At 70.7% G+C, this 17,396-nt stretch carries 25 protein-coding genes and 1 pseudogene; 18 read left to right on the forward strand and 8 right to left on the reverse strand.

The window, feature by feature from the left end:
* Positions 1 to 79 precede the first annotated feature (79 nt).
* The 15 genes and pseudogenes from OG413_RS46715 to OG413_RS46785 all read left to right on the forward strand — a co-directional run bounded on the left by OG413_RS46715 (position 80) and on the right by OG413_RS46785 (position 7,995).
* Positions 80 to 763, forward strand: coding sequence for a hypothetical protein (locus tag OG413_RS46715; RefSeq protein ID WP_266816006.1), 684 nt, complete (start codon positions 80 to 82; stop codon positions 761 to 763).
* Between the two features lie 157 nt (positions 764 to 920).
* Positions 921 to 1,820: a DUF4097 family beta strand repeat-containing protein gene (locus OG413_RS46720; RefSeq protein WP_266816007.1), complete on the forward strand. Its 900-nt coding sequence runs from the start codon at positions 921 to 923 to the stop codon at positions 1,818 to 1,820.
* Between the two features lie 92 nt (positions 1,821 to 1,912).
* Complete coding sequence (locus tag OG413_RS46725) at positions 1,913 to 2,296, forward strand: hypothetical protein (protein WP_266816008.1); 384 nt, start codon at positions 1,913 to 1,915, stop codon at positions 2,294 to 2,296.
* Positions 2,297 to 2,420: 124 nt separating this feature from the next.
* Complete coding sequence (locus tag OG413_RS46730) at positions 2,421 to 2,669, forward strand: hypothetical protein (RefSeq protein ID WP_266816009.1); 249 nt, start codon at positions 2,421 to 2,423, stop codon at positions 2,667 to 2,669.
* 52 nt (positions 2,670 to 2,721) lie between these two features.
* Positions 2,722 to 3,240 (forward strand): hypothetical protein, encoded by a 519-nt coding sequence (locus OG413_RS46735; protein WP_266816010.1) that lies wholly within the window; start codon positions 2,722 to 2,724, stop codon positions 3,238 to 3,240.
* A gap of 17 nt (positions 3,241 to 3,257) precedes the next feature.
* Positions 3,258 to 3,428 (forward strand): pRL2-8, encoded by a 171-nt coding sequence (locus tag OG413_RS46740; RefSeq protein WP_266816011.1) that lies wholly within the window; start codon positions 3,258 to 3,260, stop codon positions 3,426 to 3,428.
* A 2-nt stretch (positions 3,429 to 3,430) separates the two neighbouring features.
* Positions 3,431 to 4,213, forward strand: a complete 783-nt coding sequence (locus tag OG413_RS46745; protein WP_266816012.1) for a hypothetical protein — start codon at positions 3,431 to 3,433, stop codon at positions 4,211 to 4,213.
* A gap of 17 nt (positions 4,214 to 4,230) precedes the next feature.
* Entirely contained in the window at positions 4,231 to 4,533 is a 303-nt protein-coding gene (locus OG413_RS46750; protein ID WP_266816013.1) for a hypothetical protein, read from the forward strand.
* A gap of 519 nt (positions 4,534 to 5,052) precedes the next feature.
* Entirely contained in the window at positions 5,053 to 5,523 is a 471-nt protein-coding gene (locus OG413_RS46755) for a transcriptional regulator (protein ID WP_266816014.1), read from the forward strand.
* Between the two features lie 74 nt (positions 5,524 to 5,597).
* A pseudogene (locus tag OG413_RS46760) lies at positions 5,598 to 5,942 on the forward strand (RNase adapter RapZ); the annotation flags it as partial.
* Between the two features lie 18 nt (positions 5,943 to 5,960).
* Positions 5,961 to 6,473 carry an NUDIX hydrolase gene (locus OG413_RS46765; protein ID WP_266816031.1) on the forward strand — a complete coding sequence of 171 codons (513 nt, stop codon included), beginning with the start codon at positions 5,961 to 5,963 and terminating at the stop codon, positions 6,471 to 6,473.
* 90 nt (positions 6,474 to 6,563) lie between these two features.
* A complete protein-coding gene (locus tag OG413_RS46770; RefSeq protein ID WP_266816015.1) occupies positions 6,564 to 6,926 on the forward strand; it encodes a hypothetical protein in 363 nt (120 codons plus the stop codon).
* A gap of 120 nt (positions 6,927 to 7,046) precedes the next feature.
* Positions 7,047 to 7,328, forward strand: a complete 282-nt coding sequence (locus OG413_RS46775) for a hypothetical protein (protein WP_266816016.1) — start codon at positions 7,047 to 7,049, stop codon at positions 7,326 to 7,328.
* Positions 7,325 to 7,597 carry a hypothetical protein gene (locus tag OG413_RS46780; protein WP_266816017.1) on the forward strand — a complete coding sequence of 91 codons (273 nt, stop codon included), beginning with the start codon at positions 7,325 to 7,327 and terminating at the stop codon, positions 7,595 to 7,597. The genes OG413_RS46775 and OG413_RS46780 overlap by 4 nt, the downstream gene beginning before the upstream one ends.
* A 230-nt stretch (positions 7,598 to 7,827) precedes the next feature.
* A complete protein-coding gene (locus OG413_RS46785; RefSeq protein WP_266816018.1) occupies positions 7,828 to 7,995 on the forward strand; it encodes a hypothetical protein in 168 nt (55 codons plus the stop codon).
* Between the two features lie 103 nt (positions 7,996 to 8,098).
* On the opposite strand, the gene OG413_RS46790 is transcribed toward OG413_RS46785, so the two are convergent.
* Positions 8,099 to 8,431: a hypothetical protein gene (locus OG413_RS46790; RefSeq protein ID WP_266816019.1), complete on the reverse strand. Its 333-nt coding sequence runs from the start codon at positions 8,429 to 8,431 to the stop codon at positions 8,099 to 8,101.
* Positions 8,432 to 8,565: 134 nt separating this feature from the next.
* On the opposite strand from OG413_RS46790, the gene OG413_RS46795 reads away from it, so the two are divergent.
* From OG413_RS46795 to OG413_RS46805, 3 genes are all read left to right on the forward strand, one after another.
* A complete protein-coding gene (locus OG413_RS46795; RefSeq protein WP_266816020.1) occupies positions 8,566 to 8,754 on the forward strand; it encodes a hypothetical protein in 189 nt (62 codons plus the stop codon).
* A gap of 178 nt (positions 8,755 to 8,932) precedes the next feature.
* Entirely contained in the window at positions 8,933 to 13,015 is a 4,083-nt protein-coding gene (mobF, locus tag OG413_RS46800; protein ID WP_266816021.1) for a MobF family relaxase, read from the forward strand.
* Positions 13,016 to 13,174: 159 nt separating this feature from the next.
* Entirely contained in the window at positions 13,175 to 13,420 is a 246-nt protein-coding gene (locus OG413_RS46805) for a hypothetical protein (protein WP_266816022.1), read from the forward strand.
* Here OG413_RS46805 and OG413_RS46810 read toward each other — a convergent pair.
* The 7 genes from OG413_RS46810 to OG413_RS46840 form a co-directional block, all read right to left on the reverse strand.
* Positions 13,410 to 14,045: a hypothetical protein gene (locus tag OG413_RS46810; RefSeq protein ID WP_266816023.1), complete on the reverse strand. Its 636-nt coding sequence runs from the start codon at positions 14,043 to 14,045 to the stop codon at positions 13,410 to 13,412. The two genes, OG413_RS46805 and OG413_RS46810, sit on opposite strands and share 11 nt — an antisense overlap.
* A 190-nt stretch (positions 14,046 to 14,235) precedes the next feature.
* Entirely contained in the window at positions 14,236 to 14,436 is a 201-nt protein-coding gene (locus OG413_RS46815; protein WP_266816024.1) for a hypothetical protein, read from the reverse strand.
* A gap of 51 nt (positions 14,437 to 14,487) precedes the next feature.
* Complete coding sequence (locus OG413_RS46820; RefSeq protein ID WP_266816025.1) at positions 14,488 to 14,646, reverse strand: hypothetical protein; 159 nt, start codon at positions 14,644 to 14,646, stop codon at positions 14,488 to 14,490.
* A 231-nt stretch (positions 14,647 to 14,877) separates the two neighbouring features.
* Positions 14,878 to 15,165: a hypothetical protein gene (locus OG413_RS46825; RefSeq protein ID WP_266816026.1), complete on the reverse strand. Its 288-nt coding sequence runs from the start codon at positions 15,163 to 15,165 to the stop codon at positions 14,878 to 14,880.
* Between the two features lie 376 nt (positions 15,166 to 15,541).
* Positions 15,542 to 16,231 (reverse strand): recombinase family protein, encoded by a 690-nt coding sequence (locus OG413_RS46830; RefSeq protein WP_266816027.1) that lies wholly within the window; start codon positions 16,229 to 16,231, stop codon positions 15,542 to 15,544.
* A 286-nt stretch (positions 16,232 to 16,517) separates the two neighbouring features.
* Entirely contained in the window at positions 16,518 to 16,940 is a 423-nt protein-coding gene (locus tag OG413_RS46835; RefSeq protein ID WP_266816028.1) for a hypothetical protein, read from the reverse strand.
* Entirely contained in the window at positions 16,937 to 17,227 is a 291-nt protein-coding gene (locus tag OG413_RS46840) for a hypothetical protein (protein WP_266816029.1), read from the reverse strand. Before OG413_RS46840 ends, OG413_RS46835 begins: the two co-directional genes overlap by 4 nt.
* Positions 17,228 to 17,396 lie beyond the last annotated feature (169 nt).

The raw sequence follows: 17,396 nt of genomic DNA on the forward strand, positions 1-17,396 counted from the left end.
CATCGATGTGGACGCTTCCGGGATCCCGTCCAGGTCGAGGGCTACCCAAACCCTGACAGAACGACCGGAAGGCGGATCCGTGTTCACCAGCCCTCCTGACCTCAGCCTCCAGGGCCTCGCCCACCTCAACAGTGTTCCGCTGCTCTGCACCCAGTGCGACAGCGGGTACGCCCTGCGAATCTACAAACGCGGCCCGCGCGAGGTGTTCCCGGCCTCCGTTTCCTGCCTGTCCTGCGGGCACTGGGAGGACTGCTCCCGGGTGATCACGAACGGCCTCGTCGACGCAGTGCTGGCGGCGCGGACCGGACGCGAGAAGGCCGGTGACGTCGACAGCTTCTTCGCCGAATGGCGTGGCGTGACCATGTACGGCGAGCTGGTCCCGGAGTTCGTCCTCGACGACGCGGTCGTCGTGCTGCGGGCACTCAGCGGTGAGGTCCGCAAGGACACCAAACGGTGGTGGGGCGGCAAGAAGAAGGCGGGCAAGGCTCAGGTGAAAGCGAAGGCCGGGGCCGTCGCCGACGCGGCGAAGGCGAAGGCCGGCGGCGCGGCCAGCGCGGCGAAAGCAACCGCCCTCACCACGGCCTGGACGCTGCAGACCGGCGGCGCCGGTCCGACCGCCAGCCCGAAGCCGAAGACGAAGCGATGCACCGTCAAGGGCTGCCGCAGCGGCATGGTCACCCTCTCCACCAAGGTCCACTCCGCGACGGGCAAGACCCGCGAGGTCAAGATCCCGTGCGGGGTCTGTCACCGCAGCGCCACCTGAAAGACCGCACGCCGGAAAAACTTTCAGGCCGCTGACCAGCAAAAACACCAATCATGCAGACTGCGAGTCTGCGAAGCAGTAGACATGCCGACTCTGAGTCTGCATACTCGAATTACCGCAAGCGAGAATGCAAGCGGAAAAGCAAGGGAGACGACCTGTGACCACCCGAAAGATCGCCGCAGAGACCACCGGCCCCGTCACCATCGACGCCAGCCTTCTGGGCAACGGCGGCGCCATCTCCGTCCAGGCCATTGCCGACTGCGAGCGTGCCACCCTCACCATCAGCACCACCGACGAGGACGGCCCCGCCGCTACGGCTGTCCGTGAGGCGATGCTCCGCCAGTCCGCCACCGGCCTCAACGTCAGCGTGACGGGCCAGGGCGGCTCCAACTGTGGCAGCACCATCATCACCGGCGGGGGTGTCACGGTGGTCCAGCACTCGGGGAACTTCCAGGGCGGCGTGATCAACGGCGGATTCTTCAGCGGTGACGTCTACATGAACGGTGTGAAGGTCTCCGGCCAGGCCATGGTCGTCACAGGTACGGCTCCCATCAAGATCACCGCCATCGTGCCGCCGGGCAGCAAGGTCATCGGCCGCACCGATTCCGCTGACATCGAGGCCATCGGCACCTTCGCCCTGGTCTCTGGCCACACCCAGTCCGGTGACCTGCGGGTCGACGACGCAGAGAAGGTCACCGCCTCCACCAAGTCGGGGTCCGTCACGGTCAACAAGGCATCGGACATCAGCGCCAAGACGATGTCCGGCGGTGTGTACCTCAACATCACCGACGTAGTCGACGCCAGCACGATGTCCGGCTCCATCGACATCCAGGACTTCGCCGGTACGGCCAGGCTCAAGACGATGTCCGGCTCGATCCGTGCCCACGCGACCGCTGGCGGCGACATCGACGCCAAGACGATGTCCGGCTCCATCAACATCACGGCCACCGCTGCCGCGCTCGATGAGCGCCTCGACATCCGCCCCCGCTCGATGTCCGGCTCGATCAACGTCCCCTCCCGCCGCATCCCGGACTCCGGGCCGCGCCGCCGCCGCTGACTCCGCCCCGGGGCGGCCGCCATCCCGGCCAAGGTCCGCCGGCCGCTCCGGGCCCCGATCCCGAACTGCAGACAACAAGCAAGGAGACAGCAGTGGACAAGCCCGGACGTATGAAGACCTTCCTGCTCAGCCTCATCGGCCAGAGCTGGGCATACGACAGCGTGGAAGACGTCGCCGAGGTCATTGGCATGAACGCCTTCGACGCTCACGAGGGACGCGTGGCGACCCACCGCCGTGGAGCGGCCAGCCTCACCGACGCGCTCGCTCTCCAGCCCGGCCTGGTCGACCTGCACGACGAGATGAACGACACGTGGCATTACCTCACCGCGCTGAAGGCCCGCGCCGATGCCCTCGGCTGCGCATCCCTCGCCGACAACCTGGAAAACGCCGCCAGCGGTGTGCGGGATGTCCTGCAACAGGTCGCCGGAGCCGCCGAAGCTACGGTTCCGCAGCCCTCCGCGCCCGCCCGGCAGTAGGGCCGCCCCGGGACGGCCGCCATCCCGGCCAAGGTCCGCCGGCCGTCCCGGGCCCCGGTCCCGCTCCGCAAAGGCAGCGGGGGGAGACTCATCGTCCCTCAAAACCGAAACGGAGCCCACCACCATGAGCCCTCGCCCCGACGCCGAAACACGCGCCGCAGCCAAGGCCCGGATCGCTGAACTGAAGAAGACCCGCGACCAGGCGCACGAGGACGCCGAGCAGGCCAAGACCGCTGCCGACGACGTGATGTGGCAGGCCATCGCCGCCGAGCTGGACAAGGGCGAGGCCCTCCAGCTCGACGCAGCCGAGGCCACCGACTTCAGCCGCGACCACATCGCCAAGCGCACGAAGCAGTACCGCACGAAGGACTGACCAGCCCGGCCCCCGGGATCCCCCGGGGGCCGCCCCCGCCAGGAGGTTGACCGTGAGCACCGACCGCGCCCCCGAGACACCGCGCACCGACGCCGCGGTCCAGCCGAACCGGCTGTACAAGCCGTCCTACGACATCACCCCGCGCTACGAGATGCCGCTGGTCCCGGTCTCCGGAGCGGTCCAGCTCCACGACGAGAGTGACCCGGTCGTCTGGGTCCCCGACGCGTACGGACGGATGATCCCGATGCGACGCTCCGCCGCCCCCGGCCCCATGCAGCCGATGCCGCCCCGCGACCTCTCCCCGCAGCCCCTCCTCGACCCGCGCGCCCAGATGATCGCGGCCGGAGGCGTACTCGCCGCCGGCACCGGATGGGGCATTGGCCAGGCCCTGGCCCCGCTCGCCGGAGTCGGAGCGGGCGGCCTGATGTGGATCGCCCTCGCCGTCGTCGGCTGGAAGCTCGCACCCTCCCTGACGCGAGGCGGCGGGACGGTCGAGCGGCACGAGCACCACACCCACGTCACGAACACGAACCGCGGCTTCGGCCGGTCCACCACCAACGTCAATCACTGAGCTGAGTGGAGATCACGATGGCGAGCAAGAAGGCGTTGAACCCCCCGAAGGGCCAGTGCCGCCAGTGCTGGCTGCACGCCTACGACAGCCGCGAGCAGCACAAGCACCTCGGCCCGCGCGAGGACTGCCCGGCGTGCGTGTCCCACATGGGCGGCCGCTGCCCCGACAGCATGATCGTGAAGGGCTGACCATGAAGCTCAAGTTCCCGTGGATGAGCCGCGCAGACCGGCGCCGCTGGACGTCCGCCCGGACCGTCACCGACCTCGGTGAACTGATGGCGCTCTGGCTGGAGGGCGAGATTGCCTCTCGCCCCGGTTACGCCGCCCGCTACGGACCCGACGAGGAGACCGAGTACCTGGTGCCGAGCCTCGCAGCCCTGTGCCGCGCCGGGTACATCACCACTCAATCGCAGCCCGGATCCGCCGGTACGGGAGAGAACGGCCTGTGGTGGGAGCAGCGGGCCGCGGTCGAGCTGGTCGTCGCCGACCCCGAGCTGCTGCCCCGCTTGGTCGACGCTGCCAACAGCGCCGGCATGGTCGTCCGCGTCAACGACTACCGGCGCGGCGGCCTCCAGGACGAGCCGGTCATCGTGACGACCTGCGATTGCGAGGCGGTCACCGCCTTCGCAGGCCGGATCAGCCGCGAGGACATGGCTGTCCAGTGGCCCGAGCTGAACCGCAGCCTCTACGACCAGGTCGCCCACGGCACGTACGTCTCGATCATCGCGCCGGAGTACGGCGCTGCTGGAGACCGGCTCTGGGTGCTCCTGGACCAGGTCTCCGGCCTGCGTCCCGCCCCGGACCCGGAGGACGACCCGTGGTCCGACGAACCCCCGTGGCACACACACGGTGCCCTGGAGCCCGAGCCCGGCGAGTGCACCCTGTGCGGCGCCCCGCTCTACCACCACCGGGGCCCGTACTGCAGCAAGGCGTGCGAAGAGGCCGACGCCGACGACACCGCAGTCCGCAGCTGACGAGAGGGAGACCCGCCATGTTCGAGAACCGCCGAGCCCAGCAGCGTCACAACAAGCTCATGCGCGCCGCCGACAAGCTGGTCGCCCCGCTGGAGGCACCCGCCACTCCAGCCGACCTCGCCGCGCTCGCCTTCGGCCTCCACCGCATCGAACTCCGGGAGGACGAGGCCGCCCGGTACCTGGACGCCGCCCGGGTCGGCCGCGGCTACCGCCTCCCCGAGCCCCTGCTCGACATCGAGTCCGCCGGCGCCAAGGACGCGGACACGGAGGAGCACCTCGACCTCGACCAGGAGGAGCCGGAGCCCGCCGCCGTCAACTGACCGGCACCCGGGTACGGCCCGATCCCAGCGATCCCCGCCCCCGCTTTGGGTGGCTTCCTTGAGCCTCGCTGAGTTGCAGCGCTCAGTGGGGCTCTTGCTGTGAGGACGTGCGTGTGACGTGCGGAAGGTACGGCGACCGCGCCCGGCGCCGCACGGGAGGCCGCTTGCGGCCGAGCGGGCGGTGACGGTGAACGCGCGGTCGCCACAGGCCGCAGACGGGGGTGCCGGGCGCGGACGCGCCCGTCCGCTCTACCCCTCCCCGCAGCCGCGCGTCTCAGGCGCGCGCCTTCCAGGCAGACGCACTGCAGGAGATGAATCACGGGCGGTACTCACTCGCAGAGCAGAGCCGACCCGTAAAGCGCGAGAAGTTCTTTAGGGCACTGACCAGCCAAAACACCCATTGCGCAGACTCGGAGTCTGCGAAACGGTAGACATGTCGACTCCGAGTCTGCATACTCGAATTATCGCAAGCAGGAAAGCAAGCGGAAACGAAATCGTGAATCAGTCAGGAGTCCAGTCATGACCGCAGCAGTCTTCGCCGCCGTGTTCGTAGCACTCCTCATCGGACATTCGGTCGGTGACCAGTGGGTCCAGACGCACCATCAGGCGTGCGCCAAGGGCGGGCCTGGGTGGTCCGCCCGGCTGGCCTGCGGGCGCCACGTCCTCACGCTGACCGCTACCAAAGTTCTCGTTCTGGCGGTCGTTGTGTCCGTCCTCGACCTCCGCGTCACCACGCTTGGCCTGATCGTCGGGCTGGGCCTGGATGCCGCCAGCCACTACTGGGCGGACCGACGGACGACCTTGGCCCGGTTCGCGAAGGCGATCGAGAAGAGCGAGTACTACAACCTCGGCGGCGCCGCGCACCCGGACCACCCGGTCACCGCAGACGGACGGCCCGCCCTCACCACCGGTACCGGGGCCTTCCATCTGGACCAGAGCTTCCACCACTTCTGGCTCGGTGTCGCCGCACTCCTCATCGCGGCCTTCTAGCTGGCCAGATACAGCCAATCCGACTTCCGGCACATCCCGCTTGCCCGACCAAGCACCTTGAGGAGAGCTGACCCATGACCATCCGCATCGTCTCCTTCGGCTACGGCCACGGACCGACCCCCACCGCCGACCTGGTCTTCGACCTCCGAGCCCTGCTCCGCAACCCGTTTTACAACCCGGAGCTGAAGCACCGCACGGGCCTCGACGAGGAGGTCTACGACCACGTCATGACTACCCTGGGCGCCGAGCGCCTCGCGTTGAACGCCGTCGCCACTGCCCGCGGCCTTGCCGAGGACACGGGCGCCGACGTCACGATCGCGTGGGGCTGCACCGGGGGCCGGCACCGCAGCGTCGGCCTGGCCCGCGCTTCGTATGAGCTGCTGCTCGGGGTCGCCGGCGGGGCCACCATCGAGCACCGGGACGTCGACCAGGACCTCCTGCCCGCCGGAGTCCACAACCGGACCGAACCCGAGAGCATCCGCTACACCGCCGATGTAGTCGCGATGACGCCGAATGGTGACGTGCTGCTCATCGAGCGCGGCTGGCCGCCGCACGAGGGCGCGTGGGCGCTGCCGGGTGGCCATTGCGACGTTGGAGAGACAAGCCGTACAGCAGCGGCCCGGGAGCTGGCTGAAGAGACCGGTGTCCACGTCGCCGCCGAAGACCTGCGTCAGATCGGCGTCTTCGACCAGCCCGGCCGCGACCCGCGCGGCCGGTACGTCACCGCCGCCTATCTCGCGGTCGTCCCGGCCGACACCCCGATCCTCGCCGGGGACGACGCCCGCACGGCCCGTTGGTGGCCTGCCTCCAACCTGCCGCCGCTGGCCTTCGACCACGCCGACATCCTCGACCTGACCACCGGCGTCACCGAGGCCCTGACCCCGACAGACATGCTCATGGTCGACCTTGACGGTGGTAGGGGCGGCCCCCTTCAGGGCGACATTGCCTGATCGCCCCGCGCTGTCCGAACCGCACGACAGGATGAACCCGGGGTCGCCGTCACGGCGGCCCCGGGTTCATCCAAAAAGGAGACCGACCCCATGACCGACAAGACACCCGCCAAGCTCGCCGACGACGCGTACGAGGCCCTCCGTGCCCTCAACCACGCCACGCTCGCCCCGACCCGGGGAGGCGAGAACTGGGAGTTCCCCGGCGACGCCTACAGCGTGGTGGGCAACCTCTCCCAGGCGGCTATGGTCCTGTCGCAGGCCCTGGAGCAGACCGAGGCACTGGTGATGCATCTGGAGGCGAGCGGGAACCTGCGCAGCGACAGGAACACGCTCGACACCGACCTTGCGGCCGCGTACGACGGTCTCGCCGAGGCGAAGGCGGCGGCGCAGACGCTGTTCGAGGCGCTGAACCGGGCCCACTCCGGGCTCAGCCCCATCGCGTACAAGGACTGATGGACACCTCGCTCGTTGGACAAACGAACCCACGCCCTCGTCATCGTGGCGCTCGAAGAGGCTGTCCCGAGCGCGAGCGCGTAGGAGACTCGACACCACCGACCGAAGGAGAGGCCGACTGTGTCAGCGCAACCCGAACACCATGACGTCGTCCCGTCGATGCGCACGCTTGCCGAGCTGCGCGCCGCCCTGCAGTCCTGGGGGTTTCCGACCGACCCCGCCGAGCTCGAAAGGGAGCTGGCGGACGCGGACTTGGACGACCTGACCCAGGTCCGTGAGATCACCCAGGCGTACCGGCATCGCGTGCTCCTCCGTGTCGACGGAGCTGGGCTCGCCGCCTTGGCCCGGTCGACCGAGGACGTCGTCGCCGAGCTCCGACGCAAGATGGAGGCCACCGGGTGACGTCTGTCTTCTATAGCGACGGGGCCGAGAAGCTGCGCGCCGAACTCACCCGAAGCGAGCAGGCCGCGGTCGAATCCGTCCGCCGCTCGCTTGAGGGCGAACCTGATCCCGATCACAGCCGCGGCCTCCCGGACGCAGACCCCCGCTCTGAGTCATTCGTGGTTGAGCTGCTGCCCGAACAGACCGGGGGCCGGGGGATCTCCGTCGTTTACCGCTACTCCCAGGACCTCGACGCAGCCCTGATCTTGTGGCTCATCGCGGGACCCTGACCAGAGGCATGAAGCGACCCCCGGCAAGGCAAGTGCCGGGGGTCGCTTCATGCTCACAATAGCCAGCCCTCCCGGCACAGGCGCCCTTTCCCTCTGGGAGTCTGCGAACCACTAGACATGCAGACTCTGAGTCTGCATACTAGAGACATCGGCAGCGAAAAGGCCAGCAAAACCGCAAGCCAAAAAGCAAGCACTGTCCATGTTCAATCAAGCTAGATAAGGAAGAACCCATGATCTTCGGATTCAGCGAGAACGCAGACGGCACCAGCAGCATGGCTCCCCTGCCCGACGCTCTCAAGGACCAGGTGGAGAGCACGATTGCCCTGAGCAATGGCGCCACCTACACCGACGCCAAGGGCGACACCTACACCACCTCGCCCAACGGACAGGGCGACTGACAGCCCATCGAACGCAGCGAAGCCGCCGTGAAGTTCACGGCGGCTTCGCTGCGTTCGTTCTGTCTCTCATGCCCCAGGAGCCTTTTGTCTTTCCCTGGTGGCGTCAGGCGATGTCCTCGTAGTCGGGGAGCGCGTCCGTCCGGGCGGTGACCCTGAGCCAGACCTCTGCGTCGGCTGGGGCCGCCGCGACACCGGCCTCAATCGCCGCCGCGGCGACGTCGTGGACGGCCTCGCTGCTGAGCCGCCAGTCCCTGGTCGTGTGCCCGGCCGGGCACGTGATCCAGGCATCCTCACCGCGCGCCGCCAGCGTCAGATCCGTACGGACGTCGCACTCACGGCAGGCCACCGGCATCCGGGAGCGATGCCCCGGGGTGGACTCGATCCAGACCGCCGTGCCAGCCACCGTCACCTGTACCTCGTACGCCGTGTCGTCCATCTGCGCCGCCTCCGCCTGCCGCCCGGTGTCCCGGTCATCCTCACACCGGAACCGGCCGTCCCAGAAGACGTGCCGCACCATTACCGGTCGCGAGGGTGTCCGTGCGTGCGTGCCGGAGGCGGGAGACTCTTCGCATGAGCACCGCGCGACGACGACTCGGTACCGGCCCGAGCACCACCAGGAGCACGCCACCGGCCGGACCCGCGCCGCGGCTGCTGCCCGCCGAACGGATCGAGCCGGGCCAGCTCCCGGGCGACGGCGAGCACCGGGCCGTGGCAGATCCGTCCGGCCGGCGGACCCTCGGACCCGGCACCGCACGGTGATGGATCCCCGTGTGTCAGTCCTGGCGGAGGCGGTCGAGTAGACCGTCCCGGTCATGATCAAAAACAGGGGAAGCACGAAGGGGGTTCCCCTTCGGGGAACCCCGGCACGCCGGGAAAAGCACAAGAGCACAAGCGGGGACACAGCGCACGACACAGTGCGGGACACGGGGGCACGGGCATGGCGTGGGTGACGGCGATCCGCGACGACGAGCAGGTCGAGTACCGGCTGCGGGAGCAGGCAGGGTGCTCGGTCGTGGCGTCCGACGCGGTGGTCCAGGAGGCGGCCGACCCGGCGCTGGAGTACCGGCTGAGGGAGGAGGGCGGCGCCGCTCTCGTGTGGATGGGCAGCGGCCTCGCGGCGGTCGGGCTGACCGAGGGCGCGGTGCTGGACGAGGAGGGCAAGGAGGCGGCCCGGCGGCTGATGGCGGGCTGCCACCCGGAGACCGGGGCCCGGCTGATCCGTACGCAGACGTCGGTCCGCGCGCACCCGGCGGCGAAGCTCACGACCGCCCGCCTGGTGGAGGCGATCGAGGCCGCGGCCGAGGAGCAGGGAGTGGCGGCCGCCGGTCTGCTGGAGGGCAAGCCGAAGCAACAGCGGACGCTCGCGCAGATGCAGCGGATGGTCCACCGCCAGGGCGACCGGCACCGGATGCAGGTGGGCACCCTGCACAAGCTCGCCCGCGCCGCCGGCCTCGACCTCGCCGACGTCTACGGCGAGAGAGAGCTGGCCGATGCGCGGGAGCACGCGGACCAGCGGGTCGATGACCGGGTGCGCGGCTGGGACCTGATGCTCGACGTCCCCAAGTCGGACAGCGTCCTGCCGGGGCTCATGGGCGAGGAGGACGAGCGGGAGTACCGCGACCTGGTGCACCAGGCGAAGCGGGACACGATCCGGGAGGTCGAGCGGTGGGTGGGGTACGCGGTCGGCTCCGAGGACGGGCAGCCGGTCCGGCTCGCGACCGGCGGTCTCCTCGCCTGGTCGGTCGAGCACCAGTCGGCACGGCCGATGGGCGACGGGCAGCCCGGTGACCCGCACCTCCACATCCACGTGACGATCATCAACATGGGGCTGTGCGAGGACGGCGAGTATCGCTCGATCGGCAACAGCGGCCAGGACCTGCACCGGCACGCCGCCGCCGCCGACGCGTACTTCAAGGCCCGCGTCCGGGCGCTCACCTACAACCGGTTCGGTGTGCGCCGGACGAAGGCTGAGCGCACCGGGGCGTGGGAGGTCGAGGGGATTCCCGAGCCGGTCCGCGACCTGTACTCGCGGCGCCACGGCCGGATCGTGGACCTGGCCGGGGACGAGGCCGGGCGCCAGGAGCGCGACCGTGCCGCCGCCGAGACCCTGCGAGCCAAGCACGCCGCCGACGCGGCCGGGATGCGGGCGAGCTGGCGGCAGCGCGCCGAGGAGGCCGGGGTCGACGTCGAGGCGATGGTCGCGGCCGCCGCCCCCGGACCGCCCGGCCCGGACAGCGGCCCCACCGTCGACGGACCCGGCGGGCCGCGGATTCCACCGCCGTCCGATCTCGCGGCGGTCGTGTTCGACCCGGAGACCGGACTCACTGCCACCGACAAGACTTTCTCCCGCGCGCAGCTGCTCGCGGCGGTCGGCAACGCACTGCCGTACGGCCTGGACGACGGTGTCGGGCGCCTGGACGAGATCGCCGACGAGGTCCTGGACGTGGCCGGGTACGCGGTGCGCGTGCCGGACTACGGGTCGACCGTGATGACGTCGACCGCCCGGTACACCACCCAGGACATCCTGGACGCCGAGGCGTACGTCCGGGGCCAGGCGCTCACCCGCCACGGCGAAGGCCGCACCGCGCTGACCCCCGATCAGTCGGCGGCCGCGGTCGGTGTCTTCGAGGTCGCGGTGGGCTTCGAGCTGTCCGTCGAGCAGCGTGCGGCGGTGACCCGGCTGCTGACGGCCGGGCACGGCATCGACACCGTCGTCGGCGTCGCAGGGGCGGGCAAGAGCACGCTGATGGAGGCGTGCCGGATCGGGTGGGACGCCACTGGCACCACCTACGCCGGGGCGTGCCTGAGCGCGGTGGCCGCCCAGCAGCTCACCCAGGCGTCCGGCATCCCGGCCCGCACGGTGGCCTCGTGGCTCCAGCAGATCCGCACCGGGACCGGCCTCACCGGGATCGACGTCCTGGTGCTCGACGAGGCGACGATGGTGGACGACCGGGCGGCCGAGGTCCTGATGCGCGAGGCGGCTCGCACCGGGACCAAGGTGATCGGCATCGGCGACCCGCTCCAGCTCCAGGCCGTGGGCGCGGGCGGGTGGTACCGCGAGGTCCACCGGCTGGTCGGCGGGCTCACCCTGCACGAGAACCGGCGCCAGGAGGACGCCGCGGAGCGGCACGCGCTGGAGGTCTGGCGGACCGGGGACCACGACCAGGCGCTGCGGCTCCTCGCCGACCGGGGCCGTGTCCACCCCACCGAGTCGGCGGACGAGGCCCGCTCGCAGATCCTCACGGCGTGGGACGAGGTCCGCCGCGACCGGTGGCCCGACACGCACGACCTCCTGGACGACCTGGTGGTGCTCGCCGCCCGCAACTCCGACGTCGACGCGCTGAACGCGGGGGCGCAGCAGATCCGCCGCGCGGCCGGGGAGCTCGGCGAGGAGCACACCTACGCGCTGCCCGGCGGGGACCGGCTCACCCTCGCCACGGGCGACGCCGTACGGGTCCGCGCCAACGACTACAGGTCGAGGCGCGGTGAGGGGCCGGACCTGCTGAACGGGTACCGGGCCATCGTCAGCGGGATCGAGGCGGACGGGCGGGTCGAGATCACGTGGCGCACCCGCACGCGCGGCCAGGACGACGCTTACGTGTCCGCGTGGCTGACCCCGGATCAGGTGGCCTCCGGTGCCCTGTCGCTGGGCTACGCCATGACGATCGCCGCCTCGCAGGGCATGACGTGCGACACCAGCCTCATGTACGGGCACGGCGCCAATGCCTTCGCGGCGTACCCCGGCCTGACCCGGGCGCGGCGGGAGAACCATTTGTGGCTGCCGCTCGCGGTCATCGAGTCGGAGGACACCCGGGCGCGGCTCGGTGCGGCCCGGACCGAGCGGGAGCGCCTGGAGCGGGCCGTCGACGCCTACGCCCGTTTCCTGGGGCAGTCGCGGCCGGACGCGATGGTCTCCGATCTCCTGCACGAGCCGCCGGCCCCGGCCGCCGCCGTCATCCCGTCCCCGGCCCGCACCCGGAGTGTCGACACCAGGGCGGCCCGCGCACGGTCCTCCACACTCCACGACCAGCGCCAGCGCGAATCCCAGCCCCAGCAGCAGGAGTACGGGCTGACCGGCGAGCAGACCCAGCGGCTCGCCGAGATGAAGGACGAGCGGGAGCTGGCCGGGACGCGGGCCTGGACCCAGCGCCCGTACGGCGACCGGAGCGACCAGGAGCTCACCCGGCTGATCGCCACCGGTCCGGTCGACGCCCGGCGCGAGGACAGGGCCGCCGCCGAGGCCGAGGAGACCGAGCGCTCGCTGCTGGAGCAGATCGCGGACGGCCAGGCCCGCGGGGAGACCCGAGGCCAGCGCGAGGTCGCCCCCGTCTACCGGCTGCTCGATCTCGCCGACGAGCAGCTGGCCGTCGCGCGTACCGAGCAGGCCCGCGAGCAGGCCGCGGCCGAGGTGGCGGCCACGGCCGACGAGCACCTGCGCGCCCTGTCGGCCGCCGCAGGCAAGGGCCGGATCGCTCTGCGCATGGCGGGCACCTCCCGGAAGGAGCACGGTCAACTCACCCAGCAGGCCACCGAGCAGCGGGCCGCCGGGTGGAGGGACGCGTCCGACGCCCGGATCGCGGCGTCCCGTGCCGCCGAGGCCGCGTGGGAGATCGTGCGGAGCAGCCCGTACGCCACCGTGCTGGGCGCCACACAGCGCCAGGCGCCGGACGTCGACACCCTCGCGGCCCGGCTCACCGAGATGCGCGAGACGAAGGCGCCCGCACGCGCCCAGCAGATCGACACCGGCGACCAGAAGCGTGTCTCCCGCGCCCACGGGCAGGCGGCCACCGCCCGGAAGGCCGCCGCGATGTACCGGGCCGTCGCCGCCGACGCCCGCACCGAGAAGCAGCTGCGGGCCCGGATCGCTGAGCACCACCCGTCGCTGCACCGGTCGGAGACCCTCGCACGGGCAGAGGTCAGGCAGGCACAGGAGGCCCACACCGCCCGGATCGAGGCTCAGCAGAGCCCCAGCTACCGGCCACCGGCCCCAGGGCGCTCCGGGCCCTCCCTCGGCCGATAGTCGCTCCCGGGTCCCCCGGTCGTTACGCCGGACATGCAATCCGTCGCCGCGCTGCTCTGGTCGTCCGATGTCCCCAGCCCGCCCGTGGTGCCCCACTGCCGCCCCTGCCTGGAGCCCCGCGTCCCGCCCGGTGGGCTCGGACCTGCAGGAGGCCGCAGCGTGGTCGCCACGCTGCTGCTGAAGTGCTCGCTGTGCGGCGCCACCGGGCCAGTGCACGTCCTGGGCGATGACCTGGACGGCCTGGCCGTCGACGCGCTCGACCACCTGGCCCGCCGTCACCCCGGGTCCCCGGCTGACGTACTGGTGATGCACCAGCACAGCGCCTCCGGCTTCGGCGCCCCGGACCAGGTGGCGGCGCGGACCCGGGGCCTGCGATCGGCGAGCGACGAGCCGCTCACCGAGTAGGCCCGCCGTCGCCCGCACCGGACGACTCTTCGTACTGCGCGATGGTCTTCTGCAGCCGGGCAGCGAGGTCCTGGAGGTGCGGCGTGAGGGCCCGCTCCATCGCGGTCTCCCCACGCTCCGCTCGTATCCGCGCGTCCTCTTCGTCGAGCATCTCGTCGAGCGACTTCGGGTGCGGGTCCAGCCGGTCCATGAGCCAGGCCGACGCCCGCCAGTCGCCCGGCCGCCGGCGGACCCGTCGCTCGGTACGGGTCTCCCCGGTGACGGAGTCCGTCCACGTGCGGTAGGTCTCGGAGACTACGGCCCCGCGGGCGGCCTCCTCGATGTGGCCGGTGGCACGGACGGCCGCAGCGGCACGGGCACGGGTCACCCTCGCGTACAGGGCAGCGCACGGGTCGGAGGAGTCGATGTCGAGCCGCCCGCCCTGCGTCTCCACCAGGTCCTCGCCGACCCGCATCCACCGCAGGAAAGTGGAGCGGCCGATCCCCGCCGCGTCGGCAGCCTGCTGCATCGGCAGGCCCACGGCGGTCGCGCGGGTCAGGAGGTCCATCACCGCCGGGGTCAGCAAGGAGGGGCGCCCCGTCTTGCGGCGCTTACGGCGGGCGGGAGTCATCTCAGTGATCTTCATGTGGGCGGACCGTACGGACCGCCACGGCTACCGTCGCGGCCTTCGCGGGACTTCCGGGACCGGCCCATCACGCGCGAGATACCAGCCTCACCGGCTACCGTCGCGGGCTCGGTCGAAGTGCGCTCCTGGTCCGCCGCCCGGTGTAGGGGAAGAAGCCACCCGCCCCGGACGCGGTGCCCGGGGCGGGTGCTCAGAGGTCCTCCGGCCGGAGATCGCGGACCCAGTGCCACGTACCGGTGGCGTCGGGTGCGTACATGGACCGGCCGCCGGGATAGCGGCCGTAGTCGCTGATGATCGCGGTCCAGGGGTCCGGGTCGTCGGTGTCCACCGGTACCACCCAGCCGTCGAGCGGTCCGCCGTGCAGCTCTACCTCGGTCGTCGTGTCGTCCACGGCCCCACGGTACGAGGAGCGCGGGCGCCAGGAGGGCGATCTGGCAGAAGGTCAGCCGGTGCTGTGATCGGGTACGTGGCGCCCGTCGTCGAGGCGCATGTACCTGCCGGACGGAAAGTCCGCGTCCAGGGTCAGCACCGGGCGGTTTGTCTCAGCGTCGACCACGATCACCTTGCCCCAGGGCTTCATGAGGGCCATCACGAGGTCCATCACGTCATGATGGAGGAAACCTGTTCAGCCATGGCCCATTCTCCCAGCTCAGCCGCCGGGTAGCTCCATCACGCGACCGCCCGTTCTGCCGAAAGTAGAGGTGAAGGGGAAGGGTCGGATCGGAAGCCGCGGGCGGGTGGAGCTGGTGGCCGGCGGCGGGTACCCGGGGTACCCGCGGTGCGATCATCTGTCTCCCGTGGGAAACGGCTGTCCCCGCTCGTGCGCCTGACGTCAGCTTTTCCCAGGAGCCCCGTATCGGCTACGGGCGGTGTCCGGGTGAAGCTCCAGCCACTCACCGATGCCCTCCCAGGTGAGTCCGGCGGACCGGTCGTACGCGACGGCGGCCTCCATCACCTCGCGCACCAGTTCCGGGAGCCGCGCTGTGTAGGCGCTGCGCACTGCCTGATCGCCCGGGGTCAGATCCGCGAGCTCCTGCGCCGCTACGGCCAGGCCGGCGGCGCGAGCCCGCGCGACTTCGGCCAGTACCGCCTGGAGCTGGGCGTCTGGCGCTGGCCGCACGATCGCGGCGGGATGGGTGCTCCGGTGGTGGGCCTGGCGGCACGCGCCTGAGCAGTACCGCCTGCGGGCAGTCGAGTCGTCCGGCAGTGCTTTGGAGCAGACAGCGTTCGCGCAGCGGCGGTCCGACACCGGGTCCTCCTGATGTTGCGTTACGAGATTGGAGATTTTCCGTTGCGTCACACCATGGCGTGACGCAACGTAAATTTCCCGGTCAGCGTAACGCAACAGCATTGAGGGGCGGAACCCTGCCGCCGCGCGGGATCCGATCAACCACCGGGGGCGGAAACGGCCATCTGCGCCTCCACCTGCGACGACTCGGAAGGCAATGGGGGCCCCTGCGCCGCTCATGGCGACTCCGGAGCCCCGCTGCCGCCCACTATCGGGTCCCAGGCTCCAGCGCCTCCCTGGGGCTCACGCCACCTACTGTCGGCCTCCCCCCGACCTTCAGCTCCGGCACGTACTTGTAGAGCGTCGTCCGGGAGATGCCGAGCAGCTTGGCAATGGAACTGATCGACGCGGCCGGGTCAGAGAGCATCGAGCGAGCGTGGCGGATCTGCTCGGCACTCATGGCCGGCGGGCGGCCGATGCGCTCCCCGCGGGCACGAGCTTCGGCCATGCCTTCGACGGTGCCCTGGACGATCAGCTCCCGGATGAACTCAGCGAGCGCAGCGAACACGTGGAAGACCAGCCGACCGCCAGGAGTCGTGGTGTCGAGTGACTCATGCAGCGACTGGAAGCCGATGCCGCGCTTGCGCAGGCCGCCGACGATCGCGATCAGGTCCTGGATGGAGCGGCCGAGGCGGTCGAGTGACGGGACCACGAGGGTGTCGCCAGGGCGGGCGTAGTCGAGTGCCTTCCACAGCTCGGGGCGCTCGGCGTTCTTGCCAGATTTCTTGTCGGAGAAGACCCGGGCACAGTCGGCTTTCTCCAGTGCCGCGATCTGCCGGTCGAGGAGCTGGCCCTTCGTGGAGACGCGTGCGTAGCCGATCAGTACGCCGGTGGCGGTGGCGGGGAACGCAGCGAGGACGGCGTCGCCGTCCTCTGTCCACTGGGAAGGTGTCGTCATGTGATCACTGTACATAAAAGGGAGGTGGTTAGTTGTTGGACGCCGCACGTTTCTGAACACCTTTGTTGGACGCCTGGACTCACCCGCAGGAGGTTAGATCCGGGCGCTTGGCCAGACTGTCCAAGAAGCGATCGATTGATGGACACTCCTGGATCAGGGTCGCGCCGCTCCTCGACGGCTTGACGTGCGCGGCCGGGCACCGGCGAGGGCCCGCGCCAGTTCTGACGCGGGCCCTGCTTTCGTACCGGACCGACCGCGAGCTGCAAGAGGTCTCAGGCCCGTCCGTTTATCTCCTGCGGCCTTGGTGGAAGCCCTGGCGTGCCGCGGAGCGTGCGGCACCATGACGATGCTTGCGAGCTTCCTCCGGGATCTCGGCGACGTCGCCCAGGGCGACGCGGATAGCGTCCGCGTCCGCCGGCGGACCGCCCGTGCTCCGCTCGTAGTCGGCGAGCAGTTCGTGGACGAGACCGGTAAGCCGGGTGATGCGCGGGTCCCGCAGCCGTTCGAGCGGGACCTGCATGTACGTCGCCTCGAACAGGTCCGCGCCGACCTCGACCGGTAAGGCGTTTTGGTCGGAGCTCCACTGTCCGGTGTCCGGGTCGTAGACGACGGGCCGGAGCCCGACGACGGGTGAGTCGTACTCTTCGTTCCAGGACCGCCGGAAGTGCTCACCGTCAGGGGAGCGCCACACGTCGGAGGCTGACGTCATTCCCCCGCCTTCCTGCGGCCACCGCGCGCCAGGGCCCGCCGAGAGGTGCGCGGCTGGGGCCGGTCAGCTCGTTCGACGGTCACCTCCTGGTAGTCGTTCCTGGGCGCGGCCGGGGCCTCCAGGAACAGCACCTCCATGAAGACCCGGAGCCCGCCGTCCCTGTGGTTCGGACTCTCAGAGATGTTGCCGACGACGACCTCTGGGGACGCCTCCGGTGCCCGCTGCACTGCGGCCGCCGTTCGCCGGGCCTTGTCCGGGTCAGAGTCCATGATGCGGAGCAACGACATCAGGCGCTCACCTCCGGCAGGCCAGCGCCGTAGCCGTCCAGCGTCCAGGCCGCCCGCTCCCACACGGGTTCGGTGCCGTCCGCAATCCGGTGCAGCACACCGGCCATCGACACCCCATCGGCCGCCAGGTCCAGCGACCGCGACCACGGCATCGGGATATCGCCGCTCC

The organism is Streptomyces sp. NBC_01433 (assembly GCF_026340105.1).
Classification (GTDB): domain Bacteria; phylum Actinomycetota; class Actinomycetes; order Streptomycetales; family Streptomycetaceae; genus Streptomyces.